At 68.6% G+C, this 21,136-nt stretch carries 20 protein-coding genes, 1 tRNA gene and 3 pseudogenes; 10 read left to right on the top strand and 14 right to left on the bottom strand.

The genetic code is table 11. From position 1 onward, the window contains the following. Positions 1–43: 43 nt before the first annotated feature. From A5692_RS07455 to A5692_RS30125, 3 genes are read right to left on the bottom strand one after another with little or no spacing between them, the layout of a single operon-like run. The gene (locus A5692_RS07455; protein WP_068054111.1) at positions 44–616 is read right to left on the bottom strand and encodes a dTDP-4-dehydrorhamnose 3,5-epimerase family protein; all 573 of its coding nucleotides are present in this window, start codon (positions 614–616) and stop codon (positions 44–46) included. 49 nt (positions 617–665) lie between these two features. Beyond that, on the bottom strand, positions 666–1,895 hold the full coding sequence (locus A5692_RS07450; RefSeq protein ID WP_068054108.1) for a PPE family protein: 1,230 nt from the start codon (positions 1,893–1,895) through the stop codon (positions 666–668). A 1-nt stretch (position 1,896) separates the two neighbouring features. Continuing rightward, the gene (locus A5692_RS30125) at positions 1,897–2,019 is read right to left on the bottom strand and encodes a hypothetical protein (protein WP_255397000.1); all 123 of its coding nucleotides are present in this window, start codon (positions 2,017–2,019) and stop codon (positions 1,897–1,899) included. 583 nt (positions 2,020–2,602) lie between these two features. Here A5692_RS30125 and A5692_RS07440 point away from each other — a divergent pair. From A5692_RS07440 to A5692_RS29730, 3 genes and pseudogenes are all read left to right on the top strand, one after another. Continuing rightward, on the top strand, positions 2,603–3,280 hold the full coding sequence (locus A5692_RS07440) for a TetR/AcrR family transcriptional regulator (RefSeq protein WP_068054098.1): 678 nt from the start codon (positions 2,603–2,605) through the stop codon (positions 3,278–3,280). A 128-nt stretch (positions 3,281–3,408) separates the two neighbouring features. Then, positions 3,409–4,119, top strand: a complete 711-nt coding sequence (locus tag A5692_RS07435; protein ID WP_068054095.1) for a TetR/AcrR family transcriptional regulator — start codon at positions 3,409–3,411, stop codon at positions 4,117–4,119. 182 nt (positions 4,120–4,301) lie between these two features. Then, positions 4,302–4,481, top strand: a pseudogene (locus tag A5692_RS29730) (polysaccharide deacetylase family protein); the annotation flags it as partial. Here the strand turns inward: A5692_RS29730 and A5692_RS07430 are convergent. Both A5692_RS07430 and metG read right to left on the bottom strand, forming a co-directional pair. Then, positions 4,473–4,835 carry a PAS domain S-box protein gene (locus A5692_RS07430; protein WP_068054092.1) on the bottom strand — a complete coding sequence of 121 codons (363 nt, stop codon included), beginning with the start codon at positions 4,833–4,835 and terminating at the stop codon, positions 4,473–4,475. The pseudogene A5692_RS29730 and the gene A5692_RS07430 overlap by 9 nt on opposite strands. Positions 4,836–4,988: 153 nt before the next feature. Continuing rightward, positions 4,989–6,539 carry a methionine--tRNA ligase gene (metG, locus tag A5692_RS07425; protein ID WP_068054089.1) on the bottom strand — a complete coding sequence of 517 codons (1,551 nt, stop codon included), beginning with the start codon at positions 6,537–6,539 and terminating at the stop codon, positions 4,989–4,991. 19 nt (positions 6,540–6,558) lie between these two features. Here metG and A5692_RS07420 point away from each other — a divergent pair, with 19 nt between their 5' ends. From A5692_RS07420 to A5692_RS07400, 5 genes are all read left to right on the top strand, one after another. Then, positions 6,559–7,413 (top strand): TatD family hydrolase, encoded by an 855-nt coding sequence (locus tag A5692_RS07420; RefSeq protein WP_068054087.1) that lies wholly within the window; start codon positions 6,559–6,561, stop codon positions 7,411–7,413. 166 nt (positions 7,414–7,579) lie between these two features. Further along, on the top strand, positions 7,580–8,707 hold the full coding sequence (locus A5692_RS07415; protein WP_197514386.1) for a resuscitation-promoting factor: 1,128 nt from the start codon (positions 7,580–7,582) through the stop codon (positions 8,705–8,707). After that, positions 8,671–9,624 carry a 16S rRNA (adenine(1518)-N(6)/adenine(1519)-N(6))-dimethyltransferase RsmA gene (rsmA, locus tag A5692_RS07410; RefSeq protein ID WP_068054118.1) on the top strand — a complete coding sequence of 318 codons (954 nt, stop codon included), beginning with the start codon at positions 8,671–8,673 and terminating at the stop codon, positions 9,622–9,624. Before A5692_RS07415 ends, rsmA begins: the two co-directional genes overlap by 37 nt. A gap of 66 nt (positions 9,625–9,690) precedes the next feature. Next, complete coding sequence (locus A5692_RS07405) at positions 9,691–10,647, top strand: 4-(cytidine 5'-diphospho)-2-C-methyl-D-erythritol kinase (protein WP_197514385.1); 957 nt, start codon at positions 9,691–9,693, stop codon at positions 10,645–10,647. Positions 10,648–10,973: 326 nt separating this feature from the next. Beyond that, the gene (locus tag A5692_RS07400; RefSeq protein WP_068054080.1) at positions 10,974–12,608 is read left to right on the top strand and encodes a fatty acyl-AMP ligase; all 1,635 of its coding nucleotides are present in this window, start codon (positions 10,974–10,976) and stop codon (positions 12,606–12,608) included. A gap of 8 nt (positions 12,609–12,616) precedes the next feature. On the opposite strand, the gene pth is transcribed toward A5692_RS07400, so the two are convergent. The 8 genes from pth to A5692_RS07360 all read right to left on the bottom strand — a co-directional run bounded on the left by pth (position 12,617) and on the right by A5692_RS07360 (position 18,651). Then, the gene (gene pth, locus A5692_RS07395) at positions 12,617–13,192 is read right to left on the bottom strand and encodes an aminoacyl-tRNA hydrolase (RefSeq protein ID WP_068054076.1); all 576 of its coding nucleotides are present in this window, start codon (positions 13,190–13,192) and stop codon (positions 12,617–12,619) included. Between the two features lie 12 nt (positions 13,193–13,204). Continuing rightward, on the bottom strand, positions 13,205–13,864 hold the full coding sequence (locus A5692_RS07390; protein WP_068054073.1) for a 50S ribosomal protein L25/general stress protein Ctc: 660 nt from the start codon (positions 13,862–13,864) through the stop codon (positions 13,205–13,207). A 138-nt stretch (positions 13,865–14,002) separates the two neighbouring features. Then, positions 14,003–14,884 carry an oxidoreductase gene (locus tag A5692_RS07385; RefSeq protein ID WP_068054116.1) on the bottom strand — a complete coding sequence of 294 codons (882 nt, stop codon included), beginning with the start codon at positions 14,882–14,884 and terminating at the stop codon, positions 14,003–14,005. Positions 14,885–14,916: 32 nt separating this feature from the next. After that, positions 14,917–15,537, bottom strand: coding sequence for an LpqN/LpqT family lipoprotein (locus A5692_RS07380; RefSeq protein WP_068054068.1), 621 nt, complete (start codon positions 15,535–15,537; stop codon positions 14,917–14,919). A gap of 23 nt (positions 15,538–15,560) precedes the next feature. Continuing rightward, positions 15,561–15,917: an arsenate reductase (glutaredoxin) gene (gene arsC, locus A5692_RS07375; protein WP_068054066.1), complete on the bottom strand. Its 357-nt coding sequence runs from the start codon at positions 15,915–15,917 to the stop codon at positions 15,561–15,563. Then, entirely contained in the window at positions 15,918–16,898 is a 981-nt protein-coding gene (locus A5692_RS07370) for a ribose-phosphate diphosphokinase (protein ID WP_068054062.1), read from the bottom strand. A 91-nt stretch (positions 16,899–16,989) separates the two neighbouring features. Further along, positions 16,990–18,465 carry a bifunctional UDP-N-acetylglucosamine diphosphorylase/glucosamine-1-phosphate N-acetyltransferase GlmU gene (glmU, locus tag A5692_RS07365; protein WP_068054058.1) on the bottom strand — a complete coding sequence of 492 codons (1,476 nt, stop codon included), beginning with the start codon at positions 18,463–18,465 and terminating at the stop codon, positions 16,990–16,992. A gap of 114 nt (positions 18,466–18,579) precedes the next feature. Beyond that, positions 18,580–18,651 (bottom strand) — tRNA-Gln (locus tag A5692_RS07360). Positions 18,652–18,814: 163 nt separating this feature from the next. On the opposite strand from A5692_RS07360, the gene A5692_RS07355 reads away from it, so the two are divergent. Then, positions 18,815–19,408, top strand: a complete 594-nt coding sequence (locus A5692_RS07355; protein ID WP_142393504.1) for a TetR/AcrR family transcriptional regulator — start codon at positions 18,815–18,817, stop codon at positions 19,406–19,408. Positions 19,409–19,447: 39 nt separating this feature from the next. Here the strand turns inward: A5692_RS07355 and A5692_RS07350 are convergent. After that, positions 19,448–20,146, bottom strand: a pseudogene (locus tag A5692_RS07350) (diaminopimelate decarboxylase); the annotation flags it as partial. Positions 20,147–20,253: 107 nt separating this feature from the next. On the opposite strand from A5692_RS07350, the pseudogene A5692_RS07345 reads away from it, so the two are divergent. Beyond that, positions 20,254–21,136: pseudogene (locus tag A5692_RS07345) on the top strand (transcription-repair coupling factor); the annotation flags it as partial.

The following is a 21,136-nucleotide window of genomic DNA, read 5'->3' as shown; positions in this document are numbered from 1 at the left end:
TCAGCTGGCTTGGCGTGCACGACTTCCACCAATTCCTGGGTCATCAACGGGTTAGACATGACGCTGCACTTTCGATCGGGGAGAGGCTCGCCGTTCGGGAGGGCCAACTGGCGTCCCGCTCGGAGATGACCGTCACGGGCAGCGGCCACACGATCCCGAACTCCGGGTCGCTCCACTGCAATCCCTGCTCGTCGGACCGGGCGTGCTGACCGCTGACCTGGTAGCTGACTTCGGTGTTGTCGACCAGAGTTTGGAAGCCGTGCGCGACAAACGGCGGCAAGAACAGCGCCCGGTAGTTGTCCGCGCTCAACTCGACCATGACGTGGTCGCCGTAGGTCTGTGACCCGGGGCGAATGTCGACCGCAACCGCGGCGATGGCACCGCGGGTGCAGCGGACCAGCTGGGTTTGGGCGTATGGCGGCACCCGATAGTGCAGGCCACGCACCGTGCCGCGGGTGTAATTGAAGAAGATGTTGGTCTGGGTGACGTCGAAAGTCAGCCCGCGACTGGCGAATTCGTCGGCACAAAAAGAACGGGAAGAGAAGCCGCGATGGTCGCGTTGCGGTTCGACGTCAATGATCGTCACGCCGGCGACCCCGGTGGGCGTGTACTTCACGTGCCGCTCCTTCCGTAACTGGTAGTCGTGGGTCGGTGCATGTGCCGTCCTACGCGTATCCACCAGACGGCGGCCGCGTCATCACGGTCGGGATGACGCCATACCGGGGTCCCAGGTTCTTGCCCGATGCCGCGGCCACGCGCGGCAGCGAGCCCATGATGCTGGGCGGCGTGTTGGCGCCCGCGAGGCTGATGGTCGGCAATGCGGAAGCGGCGGCACTGTGCGCCGCCGGGATCACGCTGGTCCAACTGGCCGGCACCGCCAGCGGACCCAGCGAGGCCGCGCTGCCCAGGCTGCCGATCACGCCCGATCCGAGCGAGCCGATGGACCCGAGCGCGCCCGCGCCCGCGCTCGCAGCGCCCGTGGCCGCGCTCGCGGCCCCCGAGGCAGCAGTGCCCGCGGCCGCCATCGCGCCGCTCGCCAAACCCTGTGCGGTCTGGGCCATGCCGAGGATGGAGGACATCCCGTACAGCGGGGTTGCTGCGGCCATCAAGTAGCTGGGAACAGAGCTGGGGATGCTGGACGCGAGGGCCGACATCAGCGACGAACTGGCCGAATTGGTCACGGTCCCGGCCGCGCTGCCGGCACCGGCACCCGCGTCGGTCAGCGTGACGGTCCCGGCGGTCATCGGCGACGAAAGCCCGTGCAGGGTGCCGGGCACCGTCGACATCACGTGCGAGAGCGACGTGTGCGTCGCTGTCAACGTTTCCGCCTGGGCGACCGCGCCGCTCTGGCTGGCCACGCCCGCCGGGTTGGTGACGTCGGGCGCTGGGTTGAACGGGGTCATTTCGCATGCGGCAGCGGAGCCCGCGGCGTACTCATACATCGCCGCGGCGTCCTGCGCCCACATCTCGCCGTATTCGGCCTCGGTGGCCGCGATCGCCGCCGCATTCTGGCCGAAGAAGTTGGTGGCGATCAGCGTCGCGAGTTGGACGCGGTTGGCTGCGACCGCCGGCGGGGGAACGGTCATCGCGAAGGCGGCTTCATACACCTCGACGGCGAGCCTGGCTTGGCCGGCCGCCTCCGCCGCCCGCGCCGCCGCCCCGGCCATCCACGCCATGTAGGGGGCGAAGGCGGACGCCATGGCCAATGACGACGGGCCCATCCAGCGCCCGGTCGTCAGGCCCGCGATCACTGACCGGTAGCAACTTGCGGCGGCATGCAATTCGGCGGCGAGGCTGTCCCACGCCACGGCCGCGGCCACCAATGAAACCGGCCCGGGGCCGGTATACATCCGCGCGGAGTTGAACTCCGGCGGGAAGGCACCGAAATCGATCACGTCAGACCCCGGCCTCGTCGGCGGCGCGGATCGCGACGACCGAACGTCCGCGCGCCGGGGAGGAGGCGTAAGCGGCCACCGCGACGGCGACGTACTCCGCAGCAAGTAACTGGCGATTCGACATACTAAAAGTATGTAATGTTCCGGTTCTGCTTGCGAAGAGTATTTTGCCTGCGCCCGGGAAGGTACTTGGTCCCTTCCCCGCTGTTCCACCCGCTGACGCCGCCAGCCCGCGTGGCCTCGTGGTCACGACCGGCATGTGCTTCTCCTAACGCCCTACAGGCGGCCCGGTATCGGATGTATTGGCTGCTCAGACGCCCGGACCCGGGATCCGTGCAGATCCGACATGCAAACTGACAATCTGATAATAGCCTAGGAACCATACTAATAGTCTGTAAAGATCCTGTGATCTGCACTACTGGTATTAACGTGAGCGTCAAGGCGTCGCGTCCGGCTGCTAACCTCGGACTTGGCCCAAGAACTGCCCGGGGGTGGCCGGTCGGTGTCGTTTCAGACCGTCTGAGAACCGAGGTGTGTGTCCTGCTCAACCATCTGATGGCGAACGACCAGGCCCGGGTCGCCACCTCCGGCAAGATCGCTCGCGACAGCCACGGCGCCGTCGTAGGGCCCGGCAGCACTGCCGGGTTCGAGCCTCCGGGCCGGGGTCACGGCCTTGCGGCCGAACCAGAGCTGGGCCGGCACTTCCGATGACGACCCATTCGAGCGACGGGCGCGCCGATGCGACGCGGCGACAGATTCTGCGGGCCGCCTCGCATCAGTTCGCGCGCCGGCCATACCACGACGTCGGGCTCGATGACATTCTCGCCGAGGCGCAGCTGACCAAAGGCGCGATGTACTTCCACTTCAAGTCGAAACACGCCCTGGCGGCGGAACTCATCGACAAGCAGATCGCTGCGGCCACCGTTGCGGTGGGAGAGCTGTTGACCAGGGGCCTTTCCGGTCTGGAAACCCTCATCGACTTCTCGTATCTCATCGCCGTCCAGGACATCAAGACCGATCTGGTCCGGGCCGGACTGAATCTGATCGAGTCGGTCGGGTCGTCGGAGGGACTGCAGGACACGTTGATGAACGGATGGGTGAACGCCCTGTCCGACGTGGTCCGGCAGGCCATTGACGAGGGCGACATCGACGGCCAATGCGATCCCCACGACGTGGGACGGCTGATGGTGTCCCTGCACATGGGGCTGCGCAAGACCAGTAATCTCGACGAGCCGGAAAGATTCCTGCTCGACCTGGAGAGGTGCTGGATGCTCATCCTGGGCGGAATCCTGCAACCGGACCGGGCCGATTACTTCCGCCAATTCCTAAGGCGGCGTGCGGCGCTCGCCGTCAACGCCGGTTCCACCGGGGAAGATTCGCGGTAACCGAAGCGGGCCGGCCACACCGCCCGCCCGCCGTCGCACCGGCTGCTAACCTTGGACGTCTTGGCGGTCGATGTGAGGCCAGACCTACGGCTCCGCGCATCCGACGCGACTCCGGAGGTGCAGGGACAGTGGCGCGCCAGATCCGATCCGAGGCCACTCGGCGCAAGATCCTCGATGCCGCGATCGAAGTGTTCGGCGAGGTCGGATATGCCGCCGCCGGGTGGGGCGCGATCATCGAGCGCACGGGGATGACCAAGGGCGCCCTCTATCACCACTTCGATTCCAAGGAATCGTTGGCATCGGACCTCCTCAAGGAGGGCTCCGACACCCTTCTCACGGCCTTCCGCAACGTATGCGGGTCGTCGTCGCCGGGACTGGAGAACCTGCTGCACGGGGCCTTCACCATCGTCGAGGTGCTGAACTCGGACAAGATGGTTCGCACGGCCGAGCAATTGGCCTCTGCCCTAAACGGATTGAACGAGGCCGCCGCGAGCTTCTATGCGGACCTCGCGGCGATGATCGAAGAACAGGCCCGGCGCGCGATCGGCGAGGGCGACCTTCGCCAGGATGTCGACCCCGAAGTGCTCTCCGAGTTCCTCGTCGGAGCCATGTTCGGAACGCGGTTGGTATTCAATGCGATAGCTCGCCAGGATGCGAACCGCGCCGTCCCGGGCGACATCGCCGGGCGCCTGCGTCAGGTCCTGGAACTGCTGCTGCCCGGCACCGTCACGGAGGAGTCGCTTCCCTACTTCCGGCAGTACCTCGGTCGCGAAGTGATGCGCCATGGCTCGGTTGCCCTGCCGCGCGCAGACGCCGACACCGAGCCCCTGATCGGGTAGACCGCCGGCCCGCCGAAGTTCGGGCCGGATGTGCCGCACCTTGTTTCGCGGTCGTCGAGACGGTGATTCCATTACCGGCTTGGCGCGTGGCGCATGTCCTGTCCCCGGCGCTGCGCGAGCTTCCCGTCTATCTGCCGCCGTCGCCGCCGAACGCGGCCGGAGTTCACCGATTGGTGTGCGGCGTCGAACGCGAGACCGCGTACCGGCCAACGGTTTTCGGTTATCCCAGTGGGCGGTCGCGGGACTTCGACGACCGCGCCAAGGACGCGCTGCGTGCCCGCGGCATCCGCTGGGCGTTGTGCACCACGCCGGGATTCGCCGATCGTCGCTGCGACCCGCTGGCGTTGCCGCGGCTAGCGGTCTTCCTTCCACAACTGCTCGGTCAGGTCCTGGAAAGCCGCGAGAACGAACTGATCGTCGGCCCGCATCGCCGCCGACTTGCTCATCAGGGCGCGCACCACCGAGCCGTCCTTGTGGGCCAACTCGACGACCATGTTCGCCAGCGAATGAACGACCGATAACAGCGAATCCGAGTCCGGCGCGTGATGGAAGATCTGATCGAACCGGAGCGACAAGACCTCCTCCGGCTCGTAACCCATCATCTCGGCGAACGCGGCGTTGGAAAACAGGATGCGGCCGTCGTTCTCGATCGCCAGCACGGGGATCGGGATACGTTCCAGCACAACCAGTGCCGGCAATTGCTTCAAGGCCGTCATCGGCGAGTCAGCGTGCTGCCGGTTACGTCGTCGCTCCACCGGCCGATTATGGCGCATAACATAGGCTATACACGAGGCATTTGCGCAGATGCGGATGCGGCGGGTCGCGCGTCGCCTCATTTCCGGCCACCACGTTTCCGTGTCCGGGGCCGCTCACCCGCCTTCGGGAAGCTGGTAACGGGGGAACACGCCCGTGGGCGGCGGTAGTTTCGTGCCGGGGGCCAGGCGCGCGCCGACGGCGTCGAACGCCCGCCGGTCCGCGGCCTGCCCGAGCAGGTCGAGCAGCTTGCCGGCGGAGTCGGGCATCACCGGCTGGACGAGCAGAGCCGCGATGCGGACCGCCTCGCACGTGGTGTACAACACGGTCCGGAACCGGAGTTGATCCCCTTCGGCCTCGCTCTTGCGCAACACCCACGGCTGTTGGGCCGAGAAGTATCTGTTCGCCTCGCCGAGCATCAGCCAGATCGCCTCCAACGCAAGATGCATGGCCTGCCCGTCGAAGCTTGCGCGCACCCGCTCCAGCAATCCGTCGGCGGTAGCCAGCAGGTCCGCGTCCGCGGCCGTCAGCTCGCCCGGTTCGGGGACGACCCCACCGAGATTCTTGGCCACCATGGACAACGACCGCTGGGCCAGGTTGCCGAGCTCGTTGGCCAGGTCGGCGTTGATCCGAGTGACGATCGCGTCTTCGGTGTAGCTGCCGTCCTGACCGAACGGCACCTCCCGCAACAGGAAGTAGCGGAGCTGGTCCACGCCGAACGTGTCGATCAGGGCGACCGGGTCGACGATGTTGCCCACCGACTTGCTCATCTTCTGGCCGCGGTTGAGCAGAAAGCCGTGCGCGAAAACCCGGCGCGGCAATTCGATCCCGGCAGACATCAGAAATGCCGGCCAGTACACCGTGTGGAACCGGATGATGTCCTTGCCGATCATGTGCAAGTCCGCCGGCCAGTAACGGCGGAACAGCTCGGATTCGGTGTCCGGATAGCCGACGCCGGTCAGGTAATTGGTCAGTGCGTCGACCCAGACGTACATGACGTGATCGGGATGCTCGGGCACCTTCACACCCCAGTCGAACGAGGTGCGCGAGATCGACAGGTCCCGCAGGCCGCCGGAGACGAAGCTGACGACCTCGTTGCGGCGCGCCTCGGGCCCGATGAAATCGGGGTTGGCGTCGTAGTGGGCCAGCAACTTGTCGGCATATGCCGACAGCCGGAAGAAATAGGTCTGCTCCTCGGTCCAGGTCACCGGGGTGCCGGTTTCGACGGCGATCCGGGTGCCGTCGACGATCGCGGTCTCCGACTCGACGAAGAACCGCTCGTCGCGCACCGAATACCAGCCCGAGTAGGTGTCCAGGTAGATGTCCCCGGCGGCCTGCATCCGCCGCCAGATCGCCTTGGAGGCCTCCTGGTGGTCGGCGTCGGTGGTGCGGATGAACCGGTCGAAGGAGATGTTCAGCCGCTCCTGCAGGCGCTGGAAGACGTCGGAGTTGCGACGCGCCAGCTCCGCGGTGGGGATGCCCTCGGCCGCGGCCGTCTCGACCATCTTGAGGCCATGCTCGTCGGTGCCGGTCAGGAATCGCACGTCGAACCCGTCGAGCCGCTTGAACCGGGCGATGGCGTCGGTGGCGATGTATTCGTAGGCATGCCCGACGTGCGGATCGCCGTTGGGATACGTGATCGCGGTCGTGATGTAGTAGGGCCTCATCGAGAGTCCACCCTATTGTGTGGCCGTGAGTTCCAACCGCTCTGGTGAACGAGAAGCGCCGCCCGCGCCCGAACCGCTGGCGCCCCTGATCGACGCCCACACCCACCTGGACGCCTGCGGTGCGCGGGATGCGGAGGGCGTGCGCGCCATCGTGGACCGCGCCGCGGTGGTCGGGGTGGGCGCGGTGGTCACCATCGCCGACGACCTGGATTCGGCGCGCTGGGTGACACGAGCCGCCGAATGGGACCCGCGGGTGTACGCCGCGGTGGGACTGCATCCGACCCGCGCCGACGTGCTGGACGACGACGCGCGCGCCGAGATCGAGCGACTGGCGGCGCATCCGCGGGTGGTGGCCGTCGGCGAGACCGGGCTGGACCTCTATTGGCCCGGCCGCCTCGACGGGTGCGCGCAACCGGGCACGCAGCGCGACGCCTTCGCCTGGCATATCGATCTGGCCAAGCGGTGCGGAAAACCGCTGATGATCCACAACCGAGAGGCCGACGCCGAGGTGCTCGACGTGTTGGCGGCCGAGGGCGCCCCCGACGCGGTGATCTTCCACTGCTTCTCGTCGGGCGCCGCGATGGCCCGGCAATGCGTGGACGCCGGGTGGCTGCTCAGCCTGTCCGGGACGGCGAGTTTCCGCAACGCCCGCGAACTGCGGGACGCCATTCCGTTGATACCCCTGCAGCAGCTTCTGGTGGAGACCGATGCGCCCTTCTTGACGCCGCATCCCTACCGCGGGTCGCCCAACGAGCCGTACTGCCTTCCTTATACTGTGCGGGCGGTCGCTGAACTGGTAGGTCGTCCCGCCGAAGAGCTGGCGCTGGCCTCCACGAACAACGCCCGGCGGGTCTATGGACTGCCTCCCGGTTGACCCGCGGACCGGCGCGATCGCGTTAACAAAGTCGCGCAGGAGTTGCTCAACATTGGCCGGTTCGTTACCGTCTTGTGATCGAAAGGGTGGGGCCTCCGGGCCCTAATTTGTCGTTTGGTGCTGATTAGGTCGTTGGAGTGCTTGCTGTGGTCGGGATAGACGCACGTTGACTGTATTAACAAAACTTCATCAAACCCCGTCGCCGATGTTGCGGCTTGTCGTCGGAGGGTTGCTCGTAGTCCTGGCGTTCGCCGGTGGATTCGCGGTCTCCGCGTGCAAGACGGTGACGCTGACCGTCGACGGAATCGCCATGCGGGTCACGACGATGAAGTCGCGGGTGATCGACATCGTGCAGGAGAACGGCTTCTCCGTCGACGAGCGTGACGACCTGTATCCCGCCGGAGACGTCAAGGTACACGACGCCGCCAACATCGTGTTGCGGCGCAGCCGGCCACTGCAGATCTCGCTGGACGGCCGCGACACCAAGCAGGTGTGGACGACGGCGTCGACCGTCGACGAGGCGCTGGCCCAACTCGCGATGACCGACACCGCCCCTGCCGCGGCCTCCCGCGGCAGCCGGGTCCCGCTGGCCGGAATGGCCCTGCCCGTGGTCAGCGCGAAGACCGTCCGCATCGCCGACGGCGGCGCGACCCGCACGGTGCACCTGGCCGCACCGAATGTCGCGGGGCTGCTGAGCGCCGCCGGCGCGCCGCTGCTCGAGGGCGATCAGGCGGTGCCGAGCGCGTCGTCACCCATCGTCGACGGCATGGAGATCCAGGTGACCCGCAACCGGATCCAGCGGGTCACCGAGCGGATGCCGTTGCCGCCGAACGCCCGCCGGGTCGAGGACCCGGACATGAACATGAGCCGCCAGGTGGTCGAAGACCCGGGCGCCCCGGGCACCCAGGACGTCACCTTCGCGGTGGCCACCGTCAACGGCGTCGAGACCGGGCGGTTGCCGATCGCCAACACGGTGATCACCCCGGCCCGTGAGGCCGTGGTGCGGGTGGGCACCAAGCCCGGCACCGACGTCCCACCGGTGACCAACGGATCCATCTGGGACGCGATCGCGGGTTGCGAGGCCGGCGGAAACTGGGCGATCAACACCGGCAACGGCTACTACGGTGGCGTGCAGTTCGACCAGGGCACCTGGGAGCGCAACGGCGGGCTGCGGTTCGCCGCGCGCGCGGACCTGGCGACTCGAGAAGAACAGATCACGGTCGCCGAGGTGACCCGGCAGCGCCAGGGTTGGGGCGCCTGGCCGGTGTGCAGCGGAAGAGCTGGTGCGAACTGACCATCCGGCTGCTCGGTCGCACCGAGATCAGGCGGCTTGCCAAAGAACTTGATTTTCGGCCACGGAAATCCCTGGGGCAGAACTTCGTCCACGACGCCAACACTGTCCGCCGGATCGTCTCGACCTCCGGGGTCGGCCGGACCGACCACGTCCTGGAGGTCGGTCCCGGCCTGGGCTCGCTGACGCTGGCCTTGCTGGAGCGCGGCGCCACCGTCACCGCCGTCGAAATAGACCCGGTGCTGGCCGACCGCCTGCCGCAGACCGTCACCGAGCATTCGCACAGCGAGATCCAGCGGCTGACCGTGCTCAACCGTGACGTGTTGACCCTGCGCCCGGACGAGCTGGCCGCAGCGCCCAACGCGGTCGTCGCCAACCTGCCGTACAACGTCGCGGTTCCGGCGCTGCTGCACCTGCTATCCGAGTTCCCGTCCATCCGCACCGTGACGGTGATGGTGCAGGCGGAGGTGGCCGAACGCCTGGCCGCCGAGCCTGGCGGCAAGGACTACGGCGTGCCTAGCGTCAAGGTCCGCTTCTTCGGAACGGTTCGGCGGTGTGGCATGGTGTCGCCGACGGTGTTCTGGCCGATTCCCCGCGTGTACTCGGGGCTGGTTCGCATCGACCGCTACGCCACTGCGCAGTGGCCCACCGACCAAGCCTTCCGGCGCCAGGTGTTCCAGTTGGTGGACATCGCATTCGCGCAGCGGCGCAAGACGGTTCGCAACGCTTTCGTCGAGTGGGCCGGCTCGGGCAACGAGTCGGCGAACCGGCTGCTGGCCGCCAGCATCGACCCGGCCCGTCGCGGCGAGACGCTGTCCATCGACGACTTCGTGCGGCTCTTGCGGCGATCGACCGAGTCGGCCGGCACCGCCCCCGCGCCCGGCCCGCCCGCGGCCGAACAGCAGCCGTCCCCGAGCTGACTGCAGTGTCTCCCGGGGCGGCGCTGCGTGTAGTCGGCCGGTCGCAGCGATAGTCTGCTGCGGTGGGTGACGATGACTGACGGCAATACCGCCGCCCAGTGGGTGCCCACCGGGTCGGTCACCGTCCGGGTGCCCGGGAAGGTCAACCTCTATCTGGCGGTCGGCGACCGCCGCGAGGACGGCTACCACGAGCTGACGACCGTCTTTCAGGCCGTCTCCCTGCTCGACGAGGTGACGGTCCGCAACGCCGACGTGCTCTCCCTCGAGCTCGTCGGGGAAGGCGCCGACAAACTGCCGACCGACGAGCGCAACCTCGCCTGGCAGGCCGCCGAACTCATGGCCGAGCACGTGGGCCGGGCGCCCGACGTCTCGATCATGATCGACAAGTCGATCCCGGTGGCCGGCGGGATGGCCGGCGGCAGCGCCGACGCGGCGGCCGTGCTGGTCGCTATGAACTCGCTGTGGGAGCTCAACGTGCCCCGCCGCGACCTGCGGATGCTCGCCGCGCGGCTGGGTAGCGACGTGCCTTTCGCGCTGCACGGCGGCACCGCGCTGGGAACCGGCCGCGGCGAGGAACTCGCCACGGTCTTGTCCCGGAACACCTTCCACTGGGTGCTGGCGTTCGCCGACGGCGAGCTGCTCACGCCGGCGGTGTTCGCCGAGCTGGACCGGCTGCGGGAGGCGGGGGACCCGCCGCGGCTTGCCGGGCCCGGACCGGTGTTGGCGGCACTGGCCGCGGGCGACGCCGAACAGTTGGCGTCCTTGCTGGGCAACGAGATGCAGGCCGCCGCGGTGAGCCTGCACCCGAAGCTGCGCCGCACCCTGCGCGCCGGGGTCGAGGCCGGTGCCTTGGCGGGCATCGTGTCCGGCTCCGGCCCGACGTGCGCCTTCCTGTGCTCCTCGGCGGCCTCGGCCGTCGACGTGGGTACCGAGGTGTCCGGCGCGGGCGTCTGCCGCACGGTGCGCGTCGCCAGCGGGCCGGTGGCTGGCGCGCGCGTGGTGCCTGCCCCCACCGAAGTGTGAAAATCGCCCCAAAACGCGCATTCGTTTGGGCTGTTCCCTAAGAGGAGTTTAAGATAATCCGCGGTGACGGGTAGCGCTGAGCACGAACACTTAACTTCGTCGTCCGCCGGGGTTTCCGGCGGACGACTGATACTTCGGGCCCACCGGCGTTTTCGTGGCCCGATTCGCGCCGATCGGATGGCCGGATGCCAGGCTGTCGACCCATCGCCGATTCGAGACCTAACTGCCGCCCGACTGTGTTTGCGTGCCTGCTCCCAAGCGTTACCCGGGGAGCGGAATATGAGATCCCGGGCGTTGTGGCGAGCGCCAGAACCGAGGAGGTTTGTGTGAGCAGGTTTACCGAGAAGATGTACCGCAATGCCCGCAACGCGACGACGGGCATGGTCACCGGTGAACCCCACGAGCCGGTCCGCCACACCTGGGGCGAGGTCCACGAGCGCGCCCGCCGCATCGCGGGCGGCCTCGCCGCCGCCGGTATCGGCCTGGGCGACGCGGTCGGCGTGCTGGCCGGCTTCCCGGTGGAGATCGCCCCGACCGCGCAGGGCCTGTGGATGCGCGGCGCCAGCCTGACGATGCTGCACCAGCCCACCCCGCGCACCGACCTGGCCGTGTGGGCCGAAGACACCATGAACGTCATCGGCATGATCGAGGCCAAGGCCGTCATCGTCTCCGAGCCCTTCCTGGTGGCCATCCCCGTGCTGGAGGAGAAGGGCATCAAGGTCCTCACCGTCGCCGACCTGCTGGCGTCGGATCCGATCGACCCCATCGAGGTCGGCGAGGACGACCTGGCGCTGATGCAGCTGACGAGCGGCTCCACCGGGTCTCCCAAGGCCGTCCAGATCACCCACCGCAACATCTACTCCAACGCCGAGGCGATGTTCATCGGCGCGCAGTACGACGTCGACAAGGACGTCATGGTCAGCTGGCTGCCCTGCTTCCACGACATGGGCATGGTCGGCTTCCTGACCATCCCGATGTACTTCGGCGCGGAGCTGGTCAAGGTCACGCCGATGGACTTCCTGCGCGACACGCTGCTGTGGGCCAAGCTCATCGACAAGTACAAGGGCACCATGACCGCGGCGCCCAACTTCGCCTACGCGCTGCTCGCCAAGCGGCTGCGCCGCAACGCCAAGCCCGGCGACTTCGACCTGTCCACCCTGCGGTTCGCCCTGTCGGGCGCCGAGCCGGTCGAGCCCGCCGATGTCGAGGATCTGCTCGACGCGGGCAAGCCGTTCGGCCTGCGGCCCTCGGCGATCCTGCCGGCCTACGGCATGGCCGAGACCACGCTGGCGGTGTCGTTCTCGGAGTGCAACGCCGGCCTGGTCGTCGACGAGGTCGACGCCGACCTGCTGGCCGCGCTGCGCCGGGCGGTGCCCGCCACCAAGGGCAACACCCGCAGGCTGGCCACGCTCGGCCCGCTGCTGCAGGACCTCGAGGCCCGCATCATCGACGAGAACGGCGACGTGATGCCGCCGCGCGGCGTCGGCGTCATCGAACTGCGCGGGGAGTCGCTGACGCCCGGCTACTTGACCATGGGCGGCTTCATCCCGGCGCAGGACGAGAACGGCTGGTATGACACCGGCGACCTCGGCTACATGACCGAGGACGGACACGTCGTGGTGTGCGGCCGCGTCAAGGACGTCATCATCATGGCGGGCCGCAACATCTATCCCACCGACATCGAGCGGGCCGCCGGACGTGTCGAGGGAGTGCGGCCCGGGTGCGCCGTCGCCGTGCGCCTGGACGCCGGCCACTCCCGCGAGACCTTCGCCGTCGCCGTCGAGTCCAACGCCTGGCAGGACCCGGCCGAGGTGCGTCGGATCGAGCACCAGGTCGCCCGCGAGGTGGTGGCCGAGGTCGACATGCGGCCGCGCAACGTGGTCGTGCTCGGGCCGGGCACCATCCCGAAGACACCGTCGGGCAAGCTGCGCCGGTCGCACTCCGCGACCCTGGTCACCTAGGGGCGGCCCTACCAGGCGTGGACGCGATTCTGCGCCGGCTCCAGCCCCAGCTCGATCAGCAACTCGGTGGCGTCGGCCGCCTGCTCGCAGATGGTGGGGACCTCGCCGCGCTCGGCGGCCGAGAAGTTCTCCAACACGAACGCCGCCGGGTCTTTGCGTCCCGGCGGCCGGCCGATACCGATGCGGACCCGCTGAAACTCCTTGGTGCCCAGCGCGGACGCCACCGAGCGCAGGCCGTTGTGGCCGCCCTCGCCGCCGCCGATCTTGAGCCGGATCCGGCCGAAATCGAGGTCGAGGTCGTCGTGGACGACGACGATGTCGGCCGGCGGCACCGAATAGAACTTCGCCAACGGCCCGACCTGGCGGCCGGACTCGTTCATGTAGCAGCGCGGCTTGGCGACCAGCACCGAGTGCCCCGCCAGCCGACCGCTGACCACGTCGGCCCCGGACCGCTTGTGCACCTTGAACTTCGAGCCCAACCGGTCGGCGAGCAGGTCGGCGACCATGAACCCGAGGTTGTGCCGGGTGCGGGCGTAGTTGTCTCCGGGGTTGCCCAGGCCGACCACCAGCAACGGCTCGGCCACGTTGCGATCCGCCTACTCGGACTCGCCCGCGGGCGCCTCGGCCTCGCCGGCCTCCTCTTCCGCCGGGGCGGCTTCGCCCCCGGCAACCTCGCCGGCGCCCTCTTCCTCGAGGTCCTCGGCGGTCGGCGCGACCACCACGTTGACCACCAGCGTCTCCGGGTCCGAGATCAGGTTGACGCCCCGCGGCAACTCGATCTGTCCGGCGGTGAACTGGGTGCCGGGCTCGGCGCCCTCCACCGACACCGTCAGCTGCTCGGGGATCGATAGGGCCTCGGCCTCGATCTCGATGGTGTTGGTGTCCTGGGTGACCAGCGTGCCGGGTTCGGCGTCGCCCTCGATGACGACGTTGACCTCCACGACCACCTTCTCGCCACGGCGCACGACCAGCAGGTCGGCGTGCTGAATGGTGCGGCGGATCGGGTGGATGTCGAGCGCCTTGGTCAGCGCCAGCTGTTCCTTGCCGTCGATGTCCAGGCTCAGCACCGCGTTGGTGCCGGCGTGGCGCAACACCGCCGCGAAGTCGTGGCCCGGCAACTCCAGGTGCTGCGGGTCGGCGCCGTGGCCGTAGAGGACGGCGGGAATCTTGCCTTCGCGGCGGGCTCGGCGGGACGCGCCCTTGCCGGTCTCGGTTCGTACCGTGGCGGTGAGTTGGTTGCCCGCGGACTTGGCCATCGTGTCGCTCCTGTGTGCTCGGTGCCTGAGTGTGGGGCACGGCCAGGGTCGCGACAGTTCGTCGGTCTCCGTCGATAACGGTGCTGGTTGCCCAGCCACCCTCGCCGTGACGCCCGGTCAGGTTAGCGCATGCGCACCTCAGAGCGGAAATTTGGTGCCGGTGAGCTGCTCGGATAGTTCCCACAGCGCCGTCGCCATCGCGCGGTCCTGTGCCCGCCGGCTGCGCCTGACCGGTTGGGTGCGGCCGGTCTGCCCGAATCGTGGCCCGACGAACGTGTCGCCCGGCAGGTCCTGCGACGCCGCGTACAGCGTCTGCCGGGCCCCGAAGTCGGCGTCGGTGGCGACGACCCGGGTGACCGCCGACATCATCGCGTCGCCCAGCCTGCGGCCCGAGGCCCCCTGCAGGTTGGTGTGCGAATAGCCGGGGTGGGCGGCCAGCGCGCGCAGCGCGGAACCTGCCCCGTCCAGGCGGCGCTGCAGCTCGCTGGTGAACAGCAGGTTGGCCAGCTTGGACTGGCTGTAGGCCAGCCAGGGCGAGTAGCGCCGCGTCTTCCAGTTCAGGTCGTCGAGGCTGATCCGGCCCGCCCAGTGCGCCATCGACGACACGGTGACCACCCGATCGGTGAGCTTGGGCAACAGCAGGTTGGTGAGCGCGAAATGCCCGAGGTGGTTGGTGCCGATCTGGCTTTCGAAGCCGTCGACGGTCTGCCGGTACGGGGCGGCCATGATGCCCGCGTTGTTGATCAGCACGTCGACCGTGTCGACCCCGTCGGCGAATTCGCGCACCGAAGAGAGGTTTTGCAGGTCGAGCGAGCGCACCTCGACCGGGCCCGTGCGGGAGTCCCTGATCTGCAGCGCGGCCTTCTCGCCCTTGCGGACGTCGCGGACGGCCATGATGAGCGTCGCGCCCCGCCGCGCCAGCTCCCCGGCGGTCACCGCGCCCAGGCCGCTGTTGGCTCCGGTGACGATCACGGTGCGCCCGGCGAACGAGGGCAGGTCTGCGGCGGTCCAGTTGGTCATGGTTGACGAGCCTAATCCGGCCACACCGTCATTCACTTCGCGGCGACGACGAACCCCCGCATGATCGCCTCGATGTCGGTGGACTGCGCGACCGCCTCGTTGGCGAGGTCGGTGATGGTGAGCTGAACCAGGTATCGCTGGTGAGCGGGCGAAGACCCGGTCGCGATGACGATCCGGTTGAAGCTGTGCAGCCGCGTGCCGTCCAGGTCATAGCTGCCCTGGATCATCGACGAAGGGAAGCCGTTGTAGGGCGTCGACGACGCGTCCAGCTGCTTGAAGTTCTCGAACAGCTGAGCGTCGTCGTTGCCGTGCTGGATCACCTGGGCCGCATCGAAATCGCCGCGCAGCAGGAACACCACGAGCCGGGCGGTCGGGTACTTGCCGCCCTTGGAGATCATCACGGTCTCAGGCGCGATGTGCGGATTGTTCGCCGCCGTCCAGCCCGGGGGCGTCGGGATCGAGACCGTGAGGTCGGGCAGGTTGCCCGGCGCCACTTGCTGGCCAGTCACGCCGATGTTCTGCAGATACTGCGACAGGGGTACGGGCTTTTCCACCCTCGTCGTGGTGGTCGTGGTGGTCGGAGTCGTCGACCAGATCGATGAATAGTCAGGAGATTTCGGTCCGCATGCCACTGCCGGCAGGGTCAGCGCCATGGCCGTGATCGCACACGCACGTCTCACAGAATCTCGCGGACCTGCTCGACCGGCCGGGCCAGCCGGGTGCCCTTCGGTGTGACGACGAACGGCCGCTCGATCAGGATCGGATGCTCGGCCATCGCGTCGAGCAACTGGTCGTCGGTCGCATCGGCCAGATCGAGCTCGGCGTACAGCGATTCCTTCTTGCGCACCGCGGTCCGCACGTCGATCTCCGAATCCTTGATCATGCGAGCCAGCTCCGCGCGCGACGGCGGGGTCTTCAGGTATTCGACGATCTTCGGCTCAAAACCGTTGTCGCGCAACAGGTCCAGCGTTTTACGGGAGGTGCTGCACCGGGGGTTGTGGTAGATGACGGCCTCGGCGGGCTGTGCAGCCATCTAGGCGTCCCCGTCGAACAGCCCCGTCACGGAGCCGTTTTCGAAGACGGCGCGAATGGTGCTGGCCAACAGCGGCGCGATGGACAAAACCGTGAGCTGGGGGAAACGCTTCTCCTCGCCGATCGGCAGCGTGTTGGTGACGATCACCTCCCGCGCGCCGGACGCGGCGAGCCGCTCGGCGGCCGGGTCGGACAGCACGCCGTGGGTGGCCGCGATGATCACGTCACCGGCGCCCTCGTCGCGCAGCAACTTGACCGCGCCGGCGATGGTGCCGCCGGTGTCGATCATGTCGTCGATGAGCACGCAGGTCCTGCCCTGCACTTCGCCGACGACCCGGTTGGACACCACCTGGTTGGGCACCCGCGGGTCACGGGTCTTATGAATGAAGGCGAGGGGAACGCCACCTAATGCGTCGGCCCACTTCTCGGCGATGCGCACCCGGCCCGAGTCGGGGGAGACGACCACCATGTTGCCGTCCGGGTAGTTGTCGCGGATGTACCCGGTCAGCAGGTTCTGGGCGCGCATGTGGTCGACCGGCCCGTCGAAGAACCCCTGGATCTGGTCGGTGTGCAGGTCGACGGTCACGATCCGGTCGGCGCCCGCGGTCTTGAGCAGGTCGGCGACCAGCCGCGCCGAGATCGGTTCGCGGCCGCGATGCTTCTTGTCCTGCCGGGCGTAGGGGTAGAACGGCATCACCGCGGTGATCCGCTTGGCGCTGCCCCGCTTGAGCGCGTCGATCATGATCAGCTGTTCCATCAGCCAGTCGTTCACCGGCGCCGGGGCCGACTGCAGGACGAAGGCGTCGCAGCCGCGGACCGACTCGTGGAACCGCACGAAGATCTCGCCGTTGGCGAACTCGCGCGCCGTCTGAGCGGTGACGTGGACGTCGAGCTCCTTTGCCACCTGCTCGGCCAACTCCGGGTGCGCACGGCCGGAGAAGAGCATCAGGTTCTTGCGGTTGTCGGTCCAGTCGTGGCTCAACGCACTGCCCTCGCCGTTCGGATCAAAAGTGGATGGCCAATCGTACGTAGCGAATCGTACGGAAAAGTGGCCGGGTTACCAGAAACCGACATCACGGTGTCTGTTCGGGCTCGGATTTCTCTTCGACGGCCTGTGCCGCCTTCTCGGCCGCCTCGGCGGCCGCGCTGCCCGGTCGTTTGCGCTGCACCCAGCCCTCAATGTTGCGCTGTGGGCCCGCGGACACGGCCAGCGCGCCCGGCGGGACGTCGTCGCGGACCACGGTTCCCGCGCCGGTGTACGCCCCGTCGCCGACCGTCACCGGGGCGACGAACATGGTGTCCGACCCGGTGCGCACGTGCGAGCCGACGGTGGTGCGGGCCTTGGACGTGCCGTCGTAGTTGACGAAGACGCTCGACGCCCCGATGTTGCTGTGTTCGCCGATGTCGGCGTCCCCGACGTAGGTCAGGTGCGGAACCTTGGTGCCGGTGCCGATCGTGGAGTTCTTGGTCTCGACGAACGCCCCGAGCTTGCCTTCGTCGCCCAGCACGGTGCCGGGCCGCAGGTAGGTGAACGGGCCGACCGTGGCCCCAGTGCCGATCGATGACGACGTGCCATGCGTGCGCACCACCGACGCGCCGTCGCCGACCGTGACGTCGGTGAGTGTGGTGTCGGGGCCGACGACGCAGTGGCTCCCGACCTGGCTGCGCCCCAGCAGCTGCGTGCCCGGGTGGATGACGGTGTCGCGCCCGATCGTGACGTCGACGTCGATCCAGGTGGTCGCCGGGTCGACGATGGTCACCCCGGCCATCTGATGGGCGGCCACGATGCGGCGGTTGAGCTCGGCGCCCAGTTGCGCCAGCTGCACGCGGTTGTTGACGCCGGCGACCAGGGCGCTGTCGTCGACGTGCTGGGCCTGGATGGCCCGCCCGTCCCCGCGCAGGATCGAGATGACGTCGGTCAGGTAGAGCTCATGCTGGGCGTTGTCGGAGCTCAGCCGGCTCAGCGCGGAGCGCAACGCCGCGACGTCGAAGGCGTACACCCCGGCGTTCACCTCGCGGATTTCCCGCTGGGACGGGGTCGCGTCGGCGTGTTCCACGATCGCGGTGACCTCGTTGTCCTGGGTGCGCAGGATGCGGCCGTAACCGGTGGGGTCGTCCAGGGTCGTGGTGAGCACGGTCGCGGCGGCAGGCCCGGCGTTGTGCGTCGCGATCAGGCCCGCCAGGGTGTCGGGGTCCAGCAGCGGCGTATCGCCGGAGGTCACGACGACCACGCCGGCGTAGTCGTCGGGCAGCGCGGACAGGCCGCAGCGGACCGCGTGACCGGTGCCCAGCGGCCGGTCCTGCAGGGCGACCTCGATGCCGCGGCCCAGGGCGTCGGCCCATTCGGCCACCAGCGGTGCGATGCGCTGATGGTCGTGGCCCAGGACCACGACCAGGTGCTGCGGCGCGACCTTGGTGATGGCGTGCAGCAGGTGGGACAGCATGCTGCGCCCGCCGATCTCGTGCAGAACCTTGGGGGTGTCCGACCGCATCCGGGTGCCGGGCCCGGCCGCGAGCACCAGGACCGCGGTATCACCACGAGACGCCATCAACTCTCCTCACCCCCGGCGGGGACGTCGCGTCCATAGGACGACACGCCGTCAAGCGTTGCACTTCATCCGCGCTGGAGGCAAAGAGATCCACGCTGGAGGCAAAGAGCCGTGCTCCGTCGCCAGGACTCGAACCTGAACTATCTGAACCAAAATCAGAGGTGCTGCCGATTACACCACGACGGACCGGGCGGCAGACCGCGCCAACCCAAGACTTTAGACGGTGTGCGGGCCGACCGCGGCGCCGAGGGAAAGACCGGCTGTTCGGGCCCGGCGACGCTATACGCTGATTGACGTGGCTGTTCTCGATAAGGAGCCGGACAAGGAGGTGCGCGCGCCGCGCGCGCGGATGACCGGCAGCGAGCGCCGACAGCAACTCATCGGCATCGCACGCTCGCTGTTCGCCGAACGCGGCTACGAGGGCACCTCGATCGAGGAGATCGCGTTGCGCGCCAACGTGTCCAAGCCGGTCGTCTACGAACATTTCGGCGGCAAGGAGGGGCTGTACGCCGTGGTCGTCGACCGGGAGATGTCGGCGTTGCTGGACGGCATCACGTCGTCGCTGACCAACAACCGGTCCCGGGTGCGGGTCGAGCGGGTCGCGCTGGCGCTGCTGACCTATGTCGAGGAGCGCACCGACGGCTTCCGGATCATGATCCGCGACTCGCCGGCCGCGATCAGCTCCGGCACCTACTCCAGCCTGCTCAACGACGCCGTCAGCCAGGTCAGTTCCATCCTGGCCGGCGACTTCGCGCGTCGCGGCCTGGACCCGGAGCTGGCGCCGCTGTACGCGCAGGCGCTGGTGGGCTCGGTGTCGATGACGGCGCAGTGGTGGCTCGACACCCGCGAGCCCAAGAAAGAAGTGGTCGCCGCGCACCTGGTCAACCTGATGTGGAACGGGCTGACCCATCTGGAGGCCGACCCCAGGCTGCAGGACCAGTAGGGACTCGGCCCGGCGGGTTCATGCGGTCAGCGTCACACCCACCGCGACGACGGGCCGGGGGAAATGCTCTGCGGCGCAGGCCTCGTCGAGCGCGTCCTCGATGATGGCGGCCAGCTCGTCGGCACCGGGTTCCGATCCGCCCACGACGTAGGGGTCGGCCTGGTCACCGCCCAAGTGAAGTTCGGTGAGGATGATGTCGTGCCGGGCGCGGACGTCCGCCATGGCGGCAATCGTCCGGCGGATCGCCTCGTCGTAGCGGGCCAGGGCGCCGGCCTGGGCGGCCGAAGGATCCGGCCGGCAGTGCAGGCCCACCAGGTCGAACGTGGTGCGCGCCGGCCCACGCCGCGCCGGGCCGGCGACGTGGGGAGCCTCGATGGGCGAGTCCAGCACGATGCGCCCGACGCCGGCGCCCACCGCGTCGCGCAACAACTCGGGCGATCCTGGGTGCGCGACGATGCGTACCGGGTCCGTCCCCGCGGCGAGGGCGGCCGCCAGCTCGCCGTCCGAGCGGACGCCGATGCCGAGGCCCTGTTCGCGTACGAAGCGCGCGACCCCGGTGGTCAGCGGCGACCGGCCGAAGTAGACGACGCGCGCACCCCGCAGCGCTTTGCGCCAACGGCGGGCGCGCTCCCGGAAATCGGCCTCGTCGGCCACGCCGGCCGGGGCGTGGCGTCCGGCGCCGGCGCACAGCGGGGGCGCCGCGTCACCGATGGACGGCAGCATGTCCAGCAATGTCATGAATACAACGTGCGCCCGCGGTGAGCCGTCTCCCCTGATCCTTACGATCCCTTGACGGCGCCGGGCTCGAAATTGACGAATCTTGGCGCCCCTAGAATGGATTCATCATGACCGCACCGGGGCGTGCTCGCCCAGAACCCCCGATCGCGGGGCTCGTTGAATTGGCGCTCACCGCGCCGACCTTCCAGCAGCTGATCGAAAGCGCGGCCGAACGACCGGCCGAGCTTCGCCTGGTGGGTCCAGCCAGCGCACGGTTGTTCGTCGCCAGTGCGCTGGCGCGGTCGGGTCCTTTGCTGGTAGTCACCGCGACCGGGCGCGAAGCCGATGACCTGACCGCCGAGCTGCGCGGCGTCTTCGGCGACGCCGCGGCGTCCTTCCCGTCCTGGGAGACCCTGCCGCACGAGCGGCTCTCACCGGGCGTCGACACCGTCGGCGCCCGGTTGACCGTGCTGCGCCGGCTGGCCCACCCCGACGACGCCAGGCTGGGTCCGCCACTAGGGGTGGTGGTGACGGCGGTGCGCTCGCTGCTGCAGCCGATGACGCCGCAGCTGGGGCTGGTCGAGCCGGTCACCTTGAGCGTGGGGCAGGAGATCGCCTTCGAGGATGTGGTCGCCCGGCTGGTCGAGCTGGCCTACACCCGGGTCGACATGGTGGGCCGACGGGGCGAGTTCGCCGTCCGTGGCGGAATTCTCGACGTCTTCCCGCCCACCGCCGAGCACCCTGTCCGCGTCGAGTTCTGGGGCGACGAGGTCAGCGAGATGCGGATGTTCGCCGTCGCCGACCAGCGTTCGATTCCCGAGATCGAGGTCGACACGGTCATCGCGGTGGCCTGCCGCGAACTGCTGCTGACCGACGACGTCCGCGCACGGGCCGCCGCGCTGGCCGCCCGGCATTCGGGCGCCGAGCCCGCCATCACCGGCAGCAGCGCCTCCATGCCGTCGACCGCGATACCCTCGGCCAGCTTGGCCAGCATGTCGGTGACGCTGCCGG

Source organism: Mycobacterium sp. E342, assembly GCF_001667665.1.
GTDB lineage: Bacteria > Actinomycetota > Actinomycetes > Mycobacteriales > Mycobacteriaceae > Mycobacterium.
The sequence above is the reverse complement of the archived record's forward strand: the minus strand, read 5'-3'. Positions and strand labels throughout refer to the sequence as shown.